Below are 17478 nucleotides of genomic sequence, written 5' to 3'. Positions count from 1 at the left end.
CTGCCCTGCCCGGATGGCCTTGCATGCTGCGAATCGATTGTAGTGTACACACTTTATATAGGCAAATAGAATCTGCGCCAAGCGCGATTCACTCGTTCAGTGCATACTTAATTAACCAATCCCTTGTTTAGCGCACAAATTCACCGTATTAAAGCATCGTGCGCAGACACTCATAAGATCATAAGGGTTTTCCATAGGACCCTCATTTTCTTCCTTGCCCTTGATATTTTGAGTGTGTACACTCGTTTTCAACGGTCGACCACATAGGTCGCCCAAGCCCCCATCGACCCATGTGTCATTGCCCCAGGAGAAATAACGTGCAAGGCAAACCGCGAATCGCAGTTGTCGGCGCCGGACTCGGAGGAACGGCCGCGGCCGCCCTGCTGCAGCGAGCCGGCTTCCAAGTCAGGCTGTATGAACAGGCACCGGCGTTCTCGCGCCTGGGAGCGGGCATCCACGTGGGGCCCAACGTGATGAAGATCATGCGGCGCATCGGCATCGAGGACGCGCTCAACAACATGGGCTGCCACCCCGACTTCTGGTACAGCCGCGACGGCCTGACCGGCGAAGTGATCGCGCAGATCCCGCTGGGCGACTACGCGGAGCGGCACTATGGCGCCAGCTACCTGACCGTGCACCGCGGCGACTTCCACAAGCTGCTGACCGACGCCGTGGCGCCGGGCACGCTGTTCTTCAACAAGAAGCTGGAAAGCGTCACCGACCGGGGCGACGTGGTCGAGCTGCGCTTCACCGATGGCACGCTGGACCAGGCGGATATCGTGATCGGCGCCGACGGTGTCAACTCCCGCATCCGCGAGACCCTGCTGGGCGCCGAGCCCCCCAAGTACACCGGCTACGTCGCGCACCGCGCGGTGTTCCCGATCTCGCGCGTCAAGGGCTTCACGCACGAGCGCTGCACCAAGTGGTGGACCGACGACCGCCACATGATGGTGTACTTCGACACCAGCAAGCTGGACGAGATCTACTACGTCACCGGCGTGCCCGAGCCCGAGTGGGACATGAGCAAAAGCTGGGTGCCGAGCAGCATCGAGGAAATGCGCACCGCGTTCGACGGCTGGCACGAAGGCGTGCAGTCGCTGATCGAAGGCACGGTCGAAGTGACCAAGTGGCCCCTGCTGGAGCGTGACCCGCTGCCGCTGTGGAGCCGCGGCCGCCTGGTGCTGCTGGGCGATGCCTGCCACCCGATGAAGCCGCACATGGCGCAAGGCGCCGCGATGGCGATCGAAGATGCCGCCATGCTGACGCGCTGCTTCACCGAGACCGGCCTGGACGACTACGCCGCCGCGTTTGCGCTGTATGAAGCCAACCGCGCCGAGCGCGCCGGCAAGGTCCAGCTGGTCTCGCACAACAACACGTGGCTGCGCAGCAACGAGAACCCGGACTGGTGTTTCGGCTACGATGTGTTCAACGTGCCGCTGGTGTCGGCCGGGCGTACGCCGCTGTCCGCGGCGGCGTAACACCGACCTTAGGCCTGACCTGAACCTGCACGCCGCAGCCCCTCGCACGAAGGGGCGCGGCGTGCCTGCCGCGTGATCTGCAACTTGCCGCCCCCGATGAACACGCCTCGCCCCCTGACGCTACAAGTCAACCACGCGGAGCACACGCTCAGCGTGGCGCCCGACACGCCGCTGCTCTATATCCTGCGCAACGACCTGGCCTGCAATGGCCCCAAGTACGGTTGCGGGCTGGGCCAGTGCGGCGCGTGCACGGTGCTGGTCGACGGCCTGGCCGCGCGCTCATGCGTGCTGCCGGTCAGGGCCGCGGTGGGCCACGCGGTCACCACGCTGGAAGGCCTGGGCACGGCGGAGCATCCCGACCCGGTGCAGCAGGCCTTTATCGACGAGCAGGCCGCACAATGCGGCTATTGCCTGAACGGCATGATCATGACCGCGAAGGCGCTGCTCGCGCAGAATCCCGATCCTGACGAAGCGCAGATCCGCGAGGCGCTGCGCTTCAACCTGTGCCGCTGCGGCACGCATGTGGAAATCGTGCGCGCAGTGCAGCGCGCCGCGGTGCTGATGCGGCAGGCTGGCGTGGGAGCGGCATCGTGAAGCAGGAACTCGTGCGACAGGCCGTGCAAACCGGCGCCCTGGCGAAACATGAGCCACCGCCGGCTTCCATGTGCCTCGTCGCCCATGTGCTGACGCCGCCAGGGCTGCGCTGGATCGACGGCAAGCCGTTGGTACCACGCCTGCTCGGCGCGGAGCGCGATGCCGCGCTGGCGTTGCCCGGCGTGCGCGCGGCCGTGGTGCGCAACCAGTTTGCGGGCGTGGCCGCGGAAAGCGATGCCTTGGCGGCCGACGCCGCCAGGGCCCTGCAGGCACGCTGGTCGGCGCCGCCTCGCGCGGATGAAGCTCCCGTACCGCGCCACGCCGTTGCGCGGCGCGGTGACGCCACCCGCGCGCTCGCCAGCGCCGCCACGCGCCACGCGCAGCACTACCAGTGGCCGCTGGCCGGCACCGGGACCGAAGCGTTCTGCACCGCGATCGCGGACTGGCGCGACGGCATGCTGTATGTGTGGCTGCCAAGCCTGCGCCACGGCGCACTGCGCGAAGAACTGGCCGCGCTGCTGGGCATTGCGCCGCAACAGGTCGCGCTGGCCGGGTGGCAGGCGGCCGCCGACGCCGGCGATCCGGCCCTGCTCGCCCACCACGCGGCCGCCGACGCCGCACTGCTGGCCCATGCCGCCGGCAAACCCGTGATGCGCCGGCTGTGCGCCGGCGATATCGGCCTGTCCGGTGCGCAGCTCGCCGTATGCATCGACAGCGCGCGCAGCGGCAATGCCATCGACGCCTACGCCGCAACACTGGCCGGCACGGCTCCGCCGCCGGTGCCGCTGGCACTTTGGCTCACGCATACGGCGTCGCCCGTGACGGACACCGGCGACAGCGGCAGCGCAGTCATGCCGCCCTACCGCATTCCCGATGTCGATGTCGGCAGCGCCGGCGCTGTAGCCGCTTTCGATGCCGCACCGCTTGCGGCGGCGCGCGCCCATGTCTTTGCGCGAGAATCCCATCTCGATGAAATCGCCGCCGCATCCGGCACCGACCCGGTCGCGCTGCGGCTTTCGCACCTCGACGACTCACGCGGCTCGGCCCTCGTCAGGCAGGTCAGCGAGCGCTCCGGCTGGACGCCATCCGTTCCGCATGCCGCCACATCGGCAGGCAATGTGCGGCGCGGGCGCGGTTTTGCCTATGCGCACACCGTCGACCACGACGCCGGCCAGAGCTGGTCGGCATGGGTGGCGGAAGTCGAAGTCGATGGCACCACCGGCGAGCTGGCCGTCACGCGCGTGACGGTGGGGCATGACAGCGAATCGCTGGCGCCCGCGCAAGCCACACCTGCTGCGCGCTCGCTGGAGCAGGCTGTTGCCGACGCTACCCTGCAATTGACCGCTGTCAGCCCGGCATTCGATACCTGGCCTGCCACGGAGGCTTCTGCCAACCAATCGCTCCCCGCCGTCGCAACCAGCGCAGTATTGCCGGAGGTCCACCTGGCTGGCACGCTCACCGAGCGTGACCAACTGGCCGCAGGCCCGGCCGATACGCTGCCCGCGGCTGCCGCCGTGGCCAACGCCATCTTCGACGCCACCGGCGTGCGCTTGCGCACGCCGCCCTTCAGCGCCGAACGCATCCGCCTGGCGCTGGCCGAGAGTGAGGACAAGCGCGCCGGCAAGCGCAGCAAGCGCGGCTGGATCGCCGCCGCTGCCGCGACCGCGGCCGGCCTGTGCGCAACGCTGATGCCGTGGCGCGCGCCGATCGCGCCGGTCGCACCGCCCGGGCCCGGCTTCTATTCCGCGGCCACGCTGGAACGCGGCCGCCTGGTGGCCGCGGCAGGTGACTGCGCGGTATGCCATACCGTCCCCGGCGGCGTGAAGAATGCGGGCGGCCTGCCGCTGGAAACGCCGTTTGGCACGGTCTATAGCACCAACATCACGCCCGATGTGCAGACCGGCATCGGCAACTGGTCGTTCGCCGCCTTCGAGCGCGCGATGCGCGAGGGCATCCACCGGGACGGACGGCGCCTGTATCCGGCCTTCCCCTACACCGCGTTCGCCAAGGTCAGCGATGCCGACATGCAGGCGCTGTATGCGTACCTGATGTCGGCCGAGCCGGTGAAGTCAGAGGTGCCGCAGACCCGGCTCACGTTCCCGTTCAACCTGCGTCCGCTGCTGGCGGGCTGGAACCTGCTGTTCCATCGCGACGCACCCTTCAAGCCCGACCCCGCGCGCTCCGCGCAGTGGAACCGCGGCGCGTATCTCGCCGAGGGGCTGGGCCATTGCAGCGCCTGCCATTCGCCGCGCAACGCGCTCGGCGGGGAACAAGGCGGGCGCAAGTACCTGACTGGCGGCAGTGCCGAAGGCTGGGAGGCACCGCCGCTGACATCGCTCTCCCACGCACCGGTGCCGTGGACCGAGGCGGCGCTGTTTACCTACTTGCGCGGCGGCTATGCACCGCATCACGGCGCCGCCGCAGGACCGATGGCGCCGGTGGTGGAAGAACTCGCGCAGTTGCCCGAATCGGATGTGCGCGCGATCGCGCATTACGTCGCGTCATTCGGCACGCCGCCGCCAGCGCCTTCCGTGCTCGACGCGCAGGCTGCCAGACTCGAACAACGCAGCGCACAGGCTGCACGCACCCTCGGCGGCCCCGGTGAACGCCTATACCAGAGCGCCTGCGCGGTGTGCCATCAATCAGACCAGGGCATCGCGCAGTTTGGCGTAAAGCCGTCGCTCGCACTCAACACCAACTTGCACAGCAAGCTGCCCGACAACGTGATCCAGGTGCTGCTGCAAGGCATGCCCGCGCCGCCCAACAGCGAGCTGGGCGCGATGCCGGCCTATGCCGACACCTTCGACGACCGGCAGATCGCGCAGCTGGCGCAGTACCTGCGCGCGCGCTTTGCCCCCGACCAACCCGCCTGGCAGGACCTGGAGAACACCGTCGCGCGGCTGCGCGCGGCGCCTGCCCACTGAAGACCAGCGGAGGGCCTTCGCGGCCGGCCCGCCGCGCCTTCGCATCCATCCTGACAGTATCCGTGCCGTGCCTGGCAGGGCGCTTTGCCACCGGGCAGGGAGGCCTGCGCCGACAGATCGGCGCACTGCGCGCCAGGCGCGGGAAAACCCCAAGGAGAGAAACCGCAGTTCGGCCTTGCCCGCCAGTTTCATGTAGCTTACGCTGAACGATCATGTAGTGCGCACTACATGAGTGCCGGCATCGATACCAAAAGCCGCGCCGCGGTGCCTCCCGGCACAAGGACGGCGCAAGAACCGCGCACACAAGCGGCAGACGAGACAACAAGACCACAAGATTGGCCCTTTACATCACCGGAAGCGCTGGCCCGGGGCTTGCGTAGTCCCTCGCCGTGCCGACCGGGAACCCGGGCCCGGACAACCAAGGGTAGACAACAAGGAGTGACTATGTCGTATCAGTACCAGGAAGGTGTTGCGAGAGGACTACCTGGCCAGGTCTGGCCTCGCTAGCTTGGGGTAGCCACAGGTTTCGCCGCATCGCGGTGCTTGGCTTCCGAATTCAAGAATCAGCCTATAAAGACAGGTAGACAAAATGTCGTCATCAATTTCCTCAATGGCAGCAACGACCATCCCCGAAGCGACGATCAGCGTGCCCCCGCAGTCAAGCGCGCGGGCATCGTCGTCCCAGACCATCACGATCGAGCAAGGCATCCGCGCAGCCGGTGTCGGCCGGTTCCAGTATCGGCTGTTCGGCATTTTCGGCCTGGTGTGGCTGGCCGACGCGATGCAGGTCCTGTCGATCGGATTCACCGCGCCTTCCATTGCCGCGACATTCGGCATCCCCGTGCCGAGCGCCTTGCAGACCGGGACGATGTTCTTCGTCGGCATGCTGATCGGCGCCTTCGCGTTCGGCCGGCTGGCGGACCGGATCGGCCGCCGGCCGGTGCTGATGATGGCGGTGATCCTTGACGCCATCTGTGGCGTCGCCTCCGCCTTCGCCCCGGATTTCCAGTGGCTCCTGCTGCTGCGCTTCCTGACCGGCATCGGCGTGGGCGGCACGTTGCCCGTCGACTACACCATGATGGCCGAGTTCCTGCCCTCTGACCGGCGCGGCCGCTGGCTGGTGCTGCTGGAGTCGTTCTGGGCCGTCGGCACGATCCTGCTCGCCGTCCTGGCGCTGGTCGCCGTCTCGCAAGGCAACGATGCCTGGCGCATGATCTTCTTTGTCACCGGCCTCCCTGCGCTGGTCGGCGTAGTGGTTCGGTTCTTTGTGCCAGAGTCGCCGCTCTACCTGAATAAATCGGGGCGCTCGGAAGAGGCCCGCGCTGTGCTGCAGCGCGTTGCCAAGGCCAATCGGGTTTCGGTCGAGATCGCCCCGCTGGAGCCGCAGAAGATGGAGCGCAAATCGGTGTTCGCGCTGTTCGCGGCCGGATGCCGGCGCCGCAGCATCTGCCTGCTTGCTGCGTGGATGCTGATCTCGATCGCCTATTACGGTGTCTTTGTCTATCTGCCGGTAAAGCTGGCCGGCCAGGGCTTTGGCTTCATGCGTGGCCAGGTCTTCCTGATCCTGCTCGCGCTGGTCCAGCTCCCCGGCTTCGCGCTCGCCGCGCACGGCGTGGAGCGCTGGGGTCGCAAGCCGACCCTGATCGGCTTCCTGCTGCTCAGCGCCGCGGGCTGCATGCTGTACAGCCTGGGCACGTCCACCGCGCTGATCGTCGGCTCCACCCTGTTGATGAGCTTCGCGCTGCTGGGCACCTGGGGCGCGCTCTACGCCTTCACGCCGGAGGTGTACCCGACGGACCTGCGGGCCAGCGGCATGGGCACCGCCGGTGCGATGGCACGATTCGGTGGCCTGTTCGCCCCTTCGATCATTGCGCCGATCATGGCCACCCAGTTCACGCTCGCGCTTGGGTTGCTTTCGTCGTTCCTGGCGGTGGCGGCGTTTGCCATCTTCATGGTGGATATCGAGTCTAAGGACCGCGCGCTGGACTGACGCGCGCCGGGTAAAGGCAGCTTGCCAGGGACCGGGCCGCAGCCGCGCTGCCGCCCGCTTCCATTACAATCCGGCTACAACGGCGCGGCGGCCGGGTCCACCCGATCCGGCCGCCCGCTCCCGCCGCTTGCCCCTATCCCCGCCGAGCCCTCGCCGCCAGCCATGAAACAAGATCCGCGCTTTCCCAACCTGTTTATCCTCGACCACCCGCTGATCCAGCACAAGCTCTCGCACATGCGCGACAAGGAAACGTCCACGCGCACCTTCCGCGAGCTGCTGCGCGAGATCACGCTGCTGATGGGCTATGAGATCACGCGCAACCTGCCGCTGACCACGCGCCGCATCGACACGCCGCTGGTGGAGCTGGATGCCCCGGTGATCGCCGGCAAGAAGCTGACCATCGTGCCGGTGCTGCGCGCCGGCGTGGGCATGAGCGATGGACTGGTCGAGCTGATCCCGTCGGCGCGCATCGGCCATATCGGCGTGTACCGCGACGAGCAGCACCGCCCGGTCGAATACCTGGTGCGGCTGCCAGACCTGGAAGACCGCAGCTTTATCCTGTGCGATCCGATGGTGGCGACCGGCTACTCGGCCGTGCATGCGGTGGAAGTGCTCAAGCGCCGCGGCGTCAAGGACGAGGCCATCACCTTCGTCGCGCTGGTGGCGGCGCCGGAAGGCGTGGAGGTGTTCCAGAAGGCGCATCCGGGCGTGAAGCTGTTCGTGGCCTCGCTGGACAGCCACCTGGATGCGGATGCGTACATCGTGCCGGGCCTCGGCGACGCGGGCGACCGGCTGTTCGGCACCAAGAACTGACGCGTGCCGGCGCGGCGCGGGCTTGACCAGCCTCAATAGCCCGCGCCGCCTGGCTCCCTAAACTGGCGACACCCGCTGGCGACACCCGCTGGCGGTTCTTCCGCCGGCACATGCCGCCAACCCGAGGGAGCCAACCATGGAAGCCATCAAGATTCTCTTCAGCACCAGCACCGGCCTGATGAGCCTGGGCGTGATCGTTTTCATCATCGGCATGGGCTGGTTCTTCGCCCGGATGTTCGCGCGCAAGATGCGCGAGGATGCGGCGGCCGCGAAGGCGCAGGCCGGACAGCGGCAATAGCGCGTCCTGCGAGCTGATCGTTTGCTCCCCTACCCCGCGAGCGGGAGAGATGAGCAAACCAGCGGCTTTTCAAGGGTTCAACTACTTCCTCTTCCCTAGCAAGCTGCCCAGCACGCCACGAATCAGCTCGCGGCCCACCTGCGAACCCACCGTGCGCGCGGCCGACTTTGCCATCGACTCCAGGATCGAATCGCCGCGCCCGCTCTTGCCGGTGCCCTTGGTCAGCGTGCCGAAGATATCGCCGGCAGTGCCAAGCCAGCCGCTGTCCTGTTCCGCTTCCGGCTTGGCTTCAGGTTTGGCGTCCGACGGCTTGCCCTTGCCATTGGCCACCGTCGGCACGCCGCCACGCAGCTTTTCGTAAGCCGATTCGCGATCCACGGCCGCTTCATAGGTCCCCGCGACCAGCGAATTCGCGATCAGTTGCCTGCGCTCCTCGTCGGTCGCCGGGCCGATGCGGCTACCCGGCGGCAGCACCCATGCGCGCTCGGTCACGCACGGCGTGCCCTTGGCATCCAGGAACGACACCAGCGCCTCGCCCACGCCCAGTTCGCCGATCGCGGTTTCCAGGTCCAGCTTCGGGTTGGCGCGCATGGTGGTGGCCGCCACCTTGACCGCCTTCTGGTCGCGCGGCGTGAACGCGCGCAGCGCGTGCTGCACGCGGTTGCCCAGCTGGCCGAGCACCGTGTCGGGGATGTCGACCGGATTCTGCGTGACGAAATACACGCCCACGCCCTTGGAGCGGATCAGCCGCACCACCTGCTCGATCTTGTCGAGCAGCGCCTTGGGCGCGTCGTTGAACAGCAGGTGGGCCTCGTCGAAGAAGAACACCAGCTTGGGCTTGTCGAGGTCGCCGGCCTCGGGCAGCTTCTCGAACAGCTCGGACAGCATCCACAGCAGGAAGGTCGCATACAGCCGCGGCGAGTTCATCAGCTTGTCCGCCGCCAGGATACTGACCACGCCCTGGCCCTTCTCGGTCTGGATGAAGTCTTCCAGGTTCAGCATCGGCTCGCCAAAGAAGACATCGCCGCCCTGCGACTCCAGCGCCAGCAGCCCGCGCTGGATCGCCCCGATCGAGGCGGCGGAGATATTGCCGTACTCGGTCGTGAACTGCGAGGCGTTGTCGCCCACGTACTGCAGCATTGCGCGCAGGTCCTTGGCGTCGAGCAGCAGCAGGCCGTTGGCATCGGCGATGCGGAACACCAGGTTGAGCACGCCCTGCTGGGTGTCGTTGAGCTCAAGCATCCGCGACAGCAGCAGCGGGCCCATGTGCGAGACCGTGGCGCGCACCGGGTGGCCCTTCTGGCCGAACACGTCCCACAACGTTGTCGGGCATCCGCCCCAGGCCGGCTCCGGCAGCCCCAGGTCGGCCAGGCGCTGCTTGAGCTTGTCGGACAACTGGCCGGATTGCGAAATGCCGGTCAGGTCACCTTTGACGTCGGCCATGAACACCGGCACGCCCAGGCGCGAAAAGCCCTGCGCCAGCGTCTGCAGCGTGACGGTTTTGCCGGTGCCGGTGGCGCCGGTGATCAGGCCGTGGCGGTTGCCCATCTGCGGCAGCAGCACCAGCTCGTGTTCGGCGTTCTTGCCGATAAGGATGGGGTCGGCCATGGTCTTCCTGGTAGCAAGTGCCGCGGGACTCGCCGCGGCAGCGGCGCGGGCAGGCCCGCGTGATAAAATCCTGGGCTGATTATAGCCAGCCGCCAGGCATATCCGTCACCTGGCGCCCGCGCCTGGCATCCCGCATTCCATCACCGCATAACACCTTTTCCGCCTCGGAGAGCATCATGGCCGGTCACTCGAAATGGGCCAATATCAAACACAAGAAAGCCGCAGCTGACGCCAAGCGCGGCAAGATCTGGACCCGCCTGATCAAGGAAATCACCGTTGCCGCCAAGCTCGGCGGCGGCGATGCCGACACCAACCCGCGCCTGCGCCTGTCGATCGACAAGGCCATGGACGCGAACATGCCCAAGGACAACATCCAGCGCGCGATCCAGCGCGGCGTGGGCGGCCTGGAAGGCGCCAACTACGAAGAGATCCGCTACGAAGGCTACGGCCTGGCCGGCGCGGCCATCATCGTCGACTGCCTGACCGACAATCGCACCCGTACCGTGGCCGAAGTGCGCCACGCGTTCTCCAAGCATGGCGGCAACATGGGCACCGAAGGCTCGGTGGCATTCATGTTCACGCACTGCGGCCAGTTCCTGTTCGCGCCCGGCACGCCGGAAGACAAGCTGATGGACGCCGCGCTGGAAGCCGGCGCCGACGACGTCGTCACCAATGACGACGGTTCGATCGAAGTGACCTGCCCGCCCAACGATTTCCCGGCGGTCAAGGCCGCGCTTGAAGCCGCCGGCTTCAAGGCCGAAGTCGCCGACGTGGTAATGAAGCCGCAGAACGAAATCAGCTTCGCCGGCGACGACGCGGCCAAAATGCAGAAGCTGCTCGACGCCCTGGAAAACCTCGACGACGTGCAGGAAGTCTTCACCAACGCGGTGATCGAAGACTAAGCTGAAGCAACAAGCCCCCCATGGCGGCGGCCCGGACTCAGACCAGGCCGCCGCCTTTTAGTATCTGTTTCTTTTCTGGCAGTGGATCATGAAAGTATTGGTTGTCGGCTCGGGTGGACGTGAACACGCGCTGGCCTGGAAATTGGCCCAATCCCCCAGGGTACAGGTGGTGTACGTGGCGCCGGGCAACGGCGGGACCGCGCTCGACAAGCGCCTGCAGAACGTTCCGCTGACGGATCCGGAGGTCATCGCCGCCTTTGCCGAGCGCGAAGGCGTGGCCTTTACCGTGGTCGGGCCGGAGGCACCGCTGGCGGCCGGCATCGTCGATATCTTCCGTGCCAAGGGCCTGCGCATCTTCGGGCCGAGCAAGGCGGCCGCGCAGCTGGAATCGTCCAAGGACTTCGCCAAGGCGTTCATGCAGCGCCATGGCATCCCGACCGCCGCCTACCAGACCTTCTCCGACGCCGCACAGGCGCATGCCTATATCGACGCGCAGGGCGCACCGATCGTGATCAAGGCCGATGGCCTGGCCGCGGGCAAGGGCGTGGTGGTGGCGATGTCGCTGGAAGAGGCCCACACCGCGGTCGATATGATGCTGGCCGACAACAAGCTGGGCGACGCCGGCGCGCGCGTGGTGATCGAGGAATTCCTGGAGGGCGAGGAAGCCAGCTTCATCGTGCTGGTCGACGGCAAGAACGTTCTGGCGCTGGCCACCAGCCAGGATCACAAGCGCCTGCTGGACGCCGACGCCGGCCCCAACACCGGCGGCATGGGCGCCTACTCCCCCGCCCCGGTGGTCACGCCCGCGCTGCACGCGCGCGCGCTGCGCGAGATCATCCTGCCGACCGTGCGCGGCATGGAGAAGGACGGCATCCCCTACACCGGCTTCCTGTACGCCGGCCTGATGATCGACAAGGACGGCAACCTGAAGACACTGGAATTCAACTGCCGCATGGGCGACCCGGAAACCCAGCCGATCCTGGCGCGCCTGAAGACCGACCTGGTCGACGTGATGGAGCACGCCGTCGACGGCAAGCTCGACGCGATCGAGCTGGACTGGGACCGCCGCACCGCGCTGGGCGTGGTGATGGCCGCCTACAACTACCCGGACAGTCCGCGCAAAGGCGATGTCATCACCGGCATCCCGGCCGAAACCGACGACAGCGTGACCTTCCACGCCGGCACCACGCTCAAGGACGGCACCCTGCTGACCTCGGGCGGGCGCGTGCTGTGCGTGGTCGGGCTGGCCGACACCGTCAAGGCCGCGCAGCGCGCCGCCTATGCCGCGGTCGAGCAGATCCGGTTCGACGGCATGCAGTACCGGACCGATATCGGTTATCGCGCCATCAAGCGCTGATTGGCCACCGGCTGGCCGCCGGCGCGGCCTCAGCGGGCTCTGGCGACCACCTGGCCGCCCCAGCCGGTACAATCGTGACAACGCTGTGACGCAGCCGGCAGCCCCAGGGCTGCCGGAATGCCATCAGCCCGGTCCATCCGGTCCATTCGTTTTCCGCCCACCATGATCGATTCCCAGGCAGTCCGTGCCTATCTGCTCGGCCTGCAAGACCGCATCACCGACGCCATCGGCGCCATCGACGGCCAGCCGTTCCTGACCGACGCCTGGGAGAAGCCGCCCACCGAACGCCTGCGCGGCAGTGGCCGCACCCGCATCCTGGAAGGCGGCGCGGTGATGGAGCGCGCCGGCGTGGGCTTCTCGCACGTCAGCGGCGATACCCTGCCGCCGTCGGCCAGCGCCAACCGGCCTGAACTCTCCGGGCGCAGCTTCGAGGCGATGGGCGTATCGCTGGTGTTCCACCCGCGCAACCCCTACGTGCCCACGGTCCACATGAACGTGCGCTGCTTCCTGGCGGTCAAGCCCGGCGCCGAGCCGGTCTGGTGGTTCGGCGGCGGCATGGACCTGACGCCCTACTACGGCAATGCCGGCGACTGCGCGCATTTCCACGGCACCTGCAAGCAGGCGCTTGCGCCATATGGCGACGAGCTGTATCCGCGCTTCAAGCAGTGGTGCGACGAGTATTTCTTCCTGAAGCACCGCAACGAGGCGCGCGGTGTGGGCGGGATCTTCTTCGACGACTTCTCGGCGCTGGGCTTCGAGCGCAGCTTCGCCATGATGCAATCGGTCGGCGACGCCTTCCTCGACGCCTACCTGCCCATCCTGCAGGCCCGCAAGGACACGCCCTACGGCGAACGCGAGCGCGGCTTCCAGGCCTACCGGCGCGGGCGTTATGTCGAATTCAACCTGGTGTTCGACCGCGGCACGCTGTTCGGCCTGCAGTCGGGCGGACGTGCCGAATCCATTCTGATGTCGATGCCGCCGCTGGTGACCTGGCGCTATGACTGGCAACCGGAAGCGGGCAGCCCTGAAGCGGCGCTGTACACCGACTTCCTGCCGGCACGCGACTGGGCCTGACGGCAGACCTATGGCCAATCCCGCGCAAAACCATATGCCCGCCGCCGATGCGGGCGACCTTCCCGCCCGCCCCTACCGACTGGGTATCCTCGGCGGCACCTTCGACCCGCCCCATGTCGGCCACCTGGCGCTGGCGCGGCTGTGCATCGACCACCTGGGCCTGGACGAACTGGTGTGGATCCCCACCGGCCAGTCGTGGCAGAAGGGCACTGATGTGACGCCTGCTGCGGACCGCCTGGCCATGACTGAACTGGCCGCCGCCGCCCTGGGCGACACCGGCGCCAAAGTCCGCGTCAGCCGCATGGAAGTCGACCGCGCCGGCCCCAGCTACACCATCGACACCGTGCGCCAGCTGCGCGACGACTACGGCCCGCAGGCCTCGCTGTGCTGGCTGATGGGCGCCGACCAGTTGCTGCGCCTGCACACCTGGCACGGCTGGCAGGAACTGTTCGCGCATGTCCACCTGTGCACCGCCACCCGCCCGCGCTTCGAGCTGGCCGCGCTGGAAGGCCCGGTGCTGGAAGCGCTGTCGCAGCGCCAGGCCGACACGACCCTGATACAATGCACGCCCTCCGGCCGGATGTGGATCGACCAGACGCTCGCCGTCGACCTGTCTTCCACCCGCCTGCGCCAGCGCCTGGCGGCCGGCCAACCCGCAGATGACCAACTGCCGCCGGGCGTGGCACACTACATCGCCAGCCACGGGCTGTACCGCGACGCCCCGGCCAGGGCCTGACCCCCGGTTGCCCGCAACCGGCGCCCACCACCCAACCGATCTCAGCTGAACAAGAAGACACCATGGATATTCGTAAACTGCAACGCGCCATCGTCGACGGCCTCGAGGATGTCAAAGCGCAGGACATCAAGGTGTACGACACCAGCCACCTGACCGAACTGTTCGACCGGGTGGTGATTGCCAGCGGGACGTCCAACCGCCAGACCAAGGCGCTGGCAGCGTCGGTGCGGGATACGGTGAAGGAAGCCGGCGGCCATATCGTGGCGGTCGAAGGCCTGGAGACGGGCGAATGGGTGCTGGTCGACTGCGGCGACGCCGTGGTCCACATCCTGCAGCCGCAGCTGCGCCTGTACTACAACCTGGAAGAAATCTGGGGCGACAAGCCGGTGCGCATGAAGCTGGCCACCGGTGCCCGCAGCCTGGCCAAGGCCAGCGAGCCGATGGACGAGGACGAGGACGAAGTCCCGGCCGCGCGCGGCACGCGCCGTGCCAGCAGCCTGCGCCCGGCGCTGGCCCGCCTGCCCGAAGGCATGAAGGAGCCGTCGCCGCCGATGGGCCACGAGGACACCGACCCGGACGCCATTGCCACGGTGCGCAAGCCGGCGCGCAAGACTGCCGCCAAGACTGGGACCAAGACGGCAGCCACCAAGACGGCAGCCACCAAGACCGCCGGCACCCGCGCCGCCGCGCCGCGCAAGACCGCCGCTGGCACCACGGCACGCAAGACTGCACCCCGGACGGCGACCAAGACCGCTGGCAAGACGGCAGGCAAGACCGCCACCAAGACCGCGGCGGCCAAGCCGGCCGCGCGCAAGCGCACCACCCGCTCGGCCTGATGCCGCGGCGCGCGGCCGCCTGACGGCCGCGCCGCCTGCACTGGCCTCCGCACTGCCGCCAATCCGCCCTCATGCAACTGGTAATCGTGGCCGTCGGCCACAAGATGCCCGCCTGGATCGAAACCGGCTTCAACGAGTATGCCAAGCGCATGCCGCCCGAGCTGCGCATCGAGCTGCGCGAGGTCAAGCCGGAGGCCCGCTCGTCCAGCAACAACGCCACCACCGTGATGCAGCGCGAAGCCGCGCGCATCGACGCCGTGCTGGGCTCGCTGTCCAGGCAGTGCCGCATCGTCGCGCTGGACGAACGCGGCCGCGACTTCACCACCGTGCAACTGGCTGCGCAGCTGACCGACTGGCAGCGCGAGGGCGGCGATGTCGCCTTCCTGATCGGCGGCGCCGACGGGCTCGACCCGGCGCTGAAGGCGCGCGCCAGTACGCTGATCCGCCTGTCCAGCCTGACGCTGCCGCACGGCATGGTGAGGGTGCTGCTGGCCGAGCAGTTGTACCGGGCCTGGTCGGTCACGCAGAACCACCCCTACCACCGCGCCTGACACGGAACCGCGCCGCCGCGGGCGTTACAATTCACGCCACTGCCGGCCCGCCGCCGGCAGGTCCATACTCCCGCCTGCCCCGCCTGCCGCGATGCACGACTACCTCTACCTCGCCTCCCAAAGCCCGCGCCGCCGCGAACTGCTGACCCAGCTGGGCGCGCGCTACGAGTTGCTCCTTGCCGATGACGACGAGGACGCCGAAGCGCTGGAAGCCGTCCTGCCCGGCGAAACGCCCGACGACTACGTGCAGCGCGTCTGCGCGCTGAAGGCCGAAGCCGCGCTGCGCCGCCGCGAGCGCCGGGCCCTGCCCGACGCGCCGGTGCTGACCTCCGACACCACCGTCTGCCTGGGCGGCCGCATCCTCGGCAAACCCGGGGACGCCGCCGATGCGCACGCCATGCTGGCCGCGCTGGCCGGTAGCACGCACCGCGTGCTCACTGCGGTCACGGTGGTTTCCACCCTGGGCATGCACCACGCGCTGTCGGTCTCCGAAGTGACCTTCCGCCCGATGCGGCCCGACGAGATCGCGCGCTACGTCGCCAGCGGCGAGCCGCTCGGCAAGGCCGGCGCGTACGGGATCCAGGGCCGCGCGGCCGAGTTCGTCGAGCGGATCGCGGGCAGCTATTCAGGTATCATGGGCTTGCCCTTGTTTGAGACGGCGGCGTTACTTCGCCAGGCCCGCCTGCAGTTCTGAGCCGCGGCCACGCCGCCGCCCAGGACAAGACCCGGCCGCGCCGGGCAACCCCAATACCGCCGGGCCACCGGCGACCGCGTTTCACCGCTATGACTGAAGACATCCTCGTCAACATCACGCCCCAGGAGACGCGCGTTGCCATCGTGCAGCAGGCTGCCGTCCAGGAACTGCACGTCGAACGCACGCTCACGCGCGGGCTGGTGGGTAATATTTACCTGGGCAAGGTGGTGCGCGTGCTGCCCGGCATGCAGTCGGCCTTCATCGACATCGGCCTGGAGCGCGCCGCGTTCCTGCACGTGGCCGATATCTGGCACCCGCGCGACAACGACCGCAACGGCGGCACCCCGCAACTGGCGATCGAGAAGACCCTGTTCGAAGGCCAGGCGCTGATGGTGCAGGTGATCAAGGACCCGATCGGCACCAAGGGCGCGCGCCTGTCCACGCAGGTGAGCATCGCCGGGCGCACGCTGGTGTACCTGCCGCAGGATCCGCATATCGGCATCTCGCAGCGCATCGAGGGCGAAGTGGACCGTGAAGCGCTGCGCAGCCGCGTGCAGGGCCTGGTGCCGGCCGACGAGCGTGGCGGCTTTATCGTGCGCACCATCGCCGAAGAAGCGACCGACGAGGAACTCGGCAACGACATCGCCTACCTGCGCAAGATCTGGGGCACGATCCGCCAGAACGCCACCACGCTGCCAGCGCCGGCGCTGCTCTACCAGGACCTGAACCTGGCCCAGCGCGTGCTGCGCGACTTCATCAACGACGCCACCGGCGTGATCCAGATCGATTCGCGCGAGAACTACCAGATGCTGGTGGAGTTCGCCAAGGAGTACACGCCGGCGGTGCTGTCGCGGCTGTCGCACTACACCGGCGAGCGGCCAATCTTCGACCTGTTCAATATCGATGCCGAGATCGAGAAGGCGCTGTCGCGCCGGGTCGACCTGAAGTCGGGCGGCTACCTGATGATCGACCAGACCGAGGCGATGACGACGATCGACGTCAACACCGGCGGTTATGTCGGCGCGCGCAATTTCGACGACACGATCTTCAAGACCAACCTGGAGGCGGCCCACACCATCGCGCGGCAACTGCGGCTGCGCAACCTCGGCGGCATCATCATCATCGATTTCATCGATATGGAGAATGCCGAACACCGCGAAGCGGTGCTGTCCGAACTCAAGCGCGCGCTGTCGCGCGACCGAACCCGCATTACCGTCAACAACTTCTCGCAGCTCGGGCTCGTAGAGATGACGCGCAAGCGCACGCGCGAATCGCTGGCGCACGTGCTGTGCGAGCAATGCCCGGTGTGCCACGGCAAGGGCCAGGTCAAGACGCCGCGCACGGCGTGCTACGACATCCTGCGCGAGATCATGCGCGAGTCGCGCCAGTTCAATCCGCGCGAATTCCGCATCCTGGCCTCGCAGGAAGTCATCGACCTGTTCCTGGAAGAAGAAAGCCAGCACCTGGCGATGCTCGGCGATTTCATCGGCAAGCCGATCTCCCTGCAGGTCGAATCGACCTTCCACCAGGAGCAGTACGACATCATCCTGATGTAGTCATTGCCTGACGCCATGCTGCGGGATGGTCCTACTCCTAATTCGTCTTCGATCCGCTATAACTAAG

15 protein-coding genes are annotated in these 17478 nt (G+C 67.5%); 14 read left to right on the top strand and 1 reads right to left on the bottom strand.

Annotated features, from left to right (window positions below; genetic code table 11):
* The first annotated feature begins 317 nt into the window (after positions 1-317).
* From E0W60_RS14755 to E0W60_RS14730, 6 genes are all read left to right on the top strand, one after another.
* Positions 318-1478: an FAD-dependent monooxygenase gene (locus E0W60_RS14755; protein ID WP_135704810.1), complete on the top strand. Its 1161-nt coding sequence runs from the start codon at positions 318-320 to the stop codon at positions 1476-1478.
* A gap of 96 nt (positions 1479-1574) precedes the next feature.
* On the top strand, positions 1575-2072 hold the full coding sequence (locus E0W60_RS14750; protein ID WP_135704809.1) for a (2Fe-2S)-binding protein: 498 nt from the start codon (positions 1575-1577) through the stop codon (positions 2070-2072).
* A gap of 68 nt (positions 2073-2140) precedes the next feature.
* Positions 2141-4996, top strand: a complete 2856-nt coding sequence (locus tag E0W60_RS14745; protein ID WP_135706223.1) for a c-type cytochrome — start codon at positions 2141-2143, stop codon at positions 4994-4996.
* Positions 4997-5585: 589 nt separating this feature from the next.
* A complete protein-coding gene (locus E0W60_RS14740) occupies positions 5586-6986 on the top strand; it encodes an MFS transporter (protein ID WP_218959576.1) in 1401 nt (466 codons plus the stop codon).
* A 162-nt stretch (positions 6987-7148) separates the two neighbouring features.
* Positions 7149-7799 carry a uracil phosphoribosyltransferase gene (gene upp / locus E0W60_RS14735; protein WP_116317432.1) on the top strand — a complete coding sequence of 217 codons (651 nt, stop codon included), beginning with the start codon at positions 7149-7151 and terminating at the stop codon, positions 7797-7799.
* Between the two features lie 136 nt (positions 7800-7935).
* Positions 7936-8097, top strand: coding sequence for a DUF3149 domain-containing protein (locus E0W60_RS14730; RefSeq protein ID WP_133094054.1), 162 nt, complete (start codon positions 7936-7938; stop codon positions 8095-8097).
* A gap of 81 nt (positions 8098-8178) precedes the next feature.
* Here E0W60_RS14730 and E0W60_RS14725 read toward each other — a convergent pair whose 3' ends face one another.
* Positions 8179-9705 carry a helicase HerA-like C-terminal domain-containing protein gene (locus tag E0W60_RS14725; protein ID WP_135704808.1) on the bottom strand — a complete coding sequence of 509 codons (1527 nt, stop codon included), beginning with the start codon at positions 9703-9705 and terminating at the stop codon, positions 8179-8181.
* A gap of 176 nt (positions 9706-9881) precedes the next feature.
* On the opposite strand from E0W60_RS14725, the gene E0W60_RS14720 reads away from it, so the two are divergent.
* The 8 genes from E0W60_RS14720 (at position 9882) to rng (ending at position 17411) form a co-directional block, all read left to right on the top strand.
* The gene (locus E0W60_RS14720; protein WP_133094052.1) at positions 9882-10607 is read left to right on the top strand and encodes a YebC/PmpR family DNA-binding transcriptional regulator; all 726 of its coding nucleotides are present in this window, start codon (positions 9882-9884) and stop codon (positions 10605-10607) included.
* An 88-nt stretch (positions 10608-10695) separates the two neighbouring features.
* The gene (purD, locus tag E0W60_RS14715) at positions 10696-11964 is read left to right on the top strand and encodes a phosphoribosylamine--glycine ligase (protein ID WP_133094051.1); all 1269 of its coding nucleotides are present in this window, start codon (positions 10696-10698) and stop codon (positions 11962-11964) included.
* A 162-nt stretch (positions 11965-12126) separates the two neighbouring features.
* Complete coding sequence (hemF, locus tag E0W60_RS14710) at positions 12127-13038, top strand: oxygen-dependent coproporphyrinogen oxidase (RefSeq protein ID WP_133094050.1); 912 nt, start codon at positions 12127-12129, stop codon at positions 13036-13038.
* Between the two features lie 10 nt (positions 13039-13048).
* On the top strand, positions 13049-13774 hold the full coding sequence (locus tag E0W60_RS14705; RefSeq protein WP_135704807.1) for a nicotinate-nucleotide adenylyltransferase: 726 nt from the start codon (positions 13049-13051) through the stop codon (positions 13772-13774).
* A 62-nt stretch (positions 13775-13836) separates the two neighbouring features.
* Positions 13837-14610 carry a ribosome silencing factor gene (rsfS, locus tag E0W60_RS14700; RefSeq protein ID WP_135704806.1) on the top strand — a complete coding sequence of 258 codons (774 nt, stop codon included), beginning with the start codon at positions 13837-13839 and terminating at the stop codon, positions 14608-14610.
* A 71-nt stretch (positions 14611-14681) separates the two neighbouring features.
* On the top strand, positions 14682-15161 hold the full coding sequence (rlmH, locus tag E0W60_RS14695; RefSeq protein ID WP_133094047.1) for a 23S rRNA (pseudouridine(1915)-N(3))-methyltransferase RlmH: 480 nt from the start codon (positions 14682-14684) through the stop codon (positions 15159-15161).
* 91 nt (positions 15162-15252) lie between these two features.
* A complete protein-coding gene (locus E0W60_RS14690; RefSeq protein WP_135704805.1) occupies positions 15253-15855 on the top strand; it encodes a Maf family protein in 603 nt (200 codons plus the stop codon).
* 89 nt (positions 15856-15944) lie between these two features.
* Positions 15945-17411, top strand: coding sequence for a ribonuclease G (gene rng / locus E0W60_RS14685; protein ID WP_133094045.1), 1467 nt, complete (start codon positions 15945-15947; stop codon positions 17409-17411).
* Positions 17412-17478 lie beyond the last annotated feature (67 nt).

It is taken from the genome of Cupriavidus oxalaticus (assembly GCF_004768545.1).
GTDB lineage: Bacteria > Pseudomonadota > Gammaproteobacteria > Burkholderiales > Burkholderiaceae > Cupriavidus > Cupriavidus oxalaticus_A.
This window is presented reverse-complemented; position numbering and strand designations above follow the sequence as displayed.

Excerpts from the sequence above, each read along its gene's own strand:
- E0W60_RS14725 (WP_135704808.1), bottom strand. The coding sequence starts at position 9,705 with ATGGCCGACCCCATCCTTATCGGCAAGAACGCCGAACACGAGCTGGTG.
- E0W60_RS14720 (WP_133094052.1), top strand. The coding sequence starts at position 9,882 with ATGGCCGGTCACTCGAAATGGGCCAATATCAAACACAAGAAAGCCGCA.
- E0W60_RS14750 (WP_135704809.1), top strand. The coding sequence starts at position 1,575 with ATGAACACGCCTCGCCCCCTGACGCTACAAGTCAACCACGCGGAGCAC.
- rng (WP_133094045.1), top strand. The coding sequence starts at position 15,945 with ATGACTGAAGACATCCTCGTCAACATCACGCCCCAGGAGACGCGCGTT.
- hemF (WP_133094050.1), top strand. The coding sequence starts at position 12,127 with ATGATCGATTCCCAGGCAGTCCGTGCCTATCTGCTCGGCCTGCAAGAC.
- E0W60_RS14745 (WP_135706223.1), top strand. The coding sequence starts at position 2,141 with ATGTGCCTCGTCGCCCATGTGCTGACGCCGCCAGGGCTGCGCTGGATC.
- rsfS (WP_135704806.1), top strand. The coding sequence starts at position 13,837 with ATGGATATTCGTAAACTGCAACGCGCCATCGTCGACGGCCTCGAGGAT.
- E0W60_RS14740 (WP_218959576.1), top strand. The coding sequence starts at position 5,586 with ATGTCGTCATCAATTTCCTCAATGGCAGCAACGACCATCCCCGAAGCG.
- E0W60_RS14705 (WP_135704807.1), top strand. The coding sequence starts at position 13,049 with ATGGCCAATCCCGCGCAAAACCATATGCCCGCCGCCGATGCGGGCGAC.
- upp (WP_116317432.1), top strand. The coding sequence starts at position 7,149 with ATGAAACAAGATCCGCGCTTTCCCAACCTGTTTATCCTCGACCACCCG.
- E0W60_RS14730 (WP_133094054.1), top strand. The coding sequence starts at position 7,936 with ATGGAAGCCATCAAGATTCTCTTCAGCACCAGCACCGGCCTGATGAGC.
- purD (WP_133094051.1), top strand. The coding sequence starts at position 10,696 with ATGAAAGTATTGGTTGTCGGCTCGGGTGGACGTGAACACGCGCTGGCC.
- rlmH (WP_133094047.1), top strand. The coding sequence starts at position 14,682 with ATGCAACTGGTAATCGTGGCCGTCGGCCACAAGATGCCCGCCTGGATC.
- E0W60_RS14690 (WP_135704805.1), top strand. The coding sequence starts at position 15,253 with ATGCACGACTACCTCTACCTCGCCTCCCAAAGCCCGCGCCGCCGCGAA.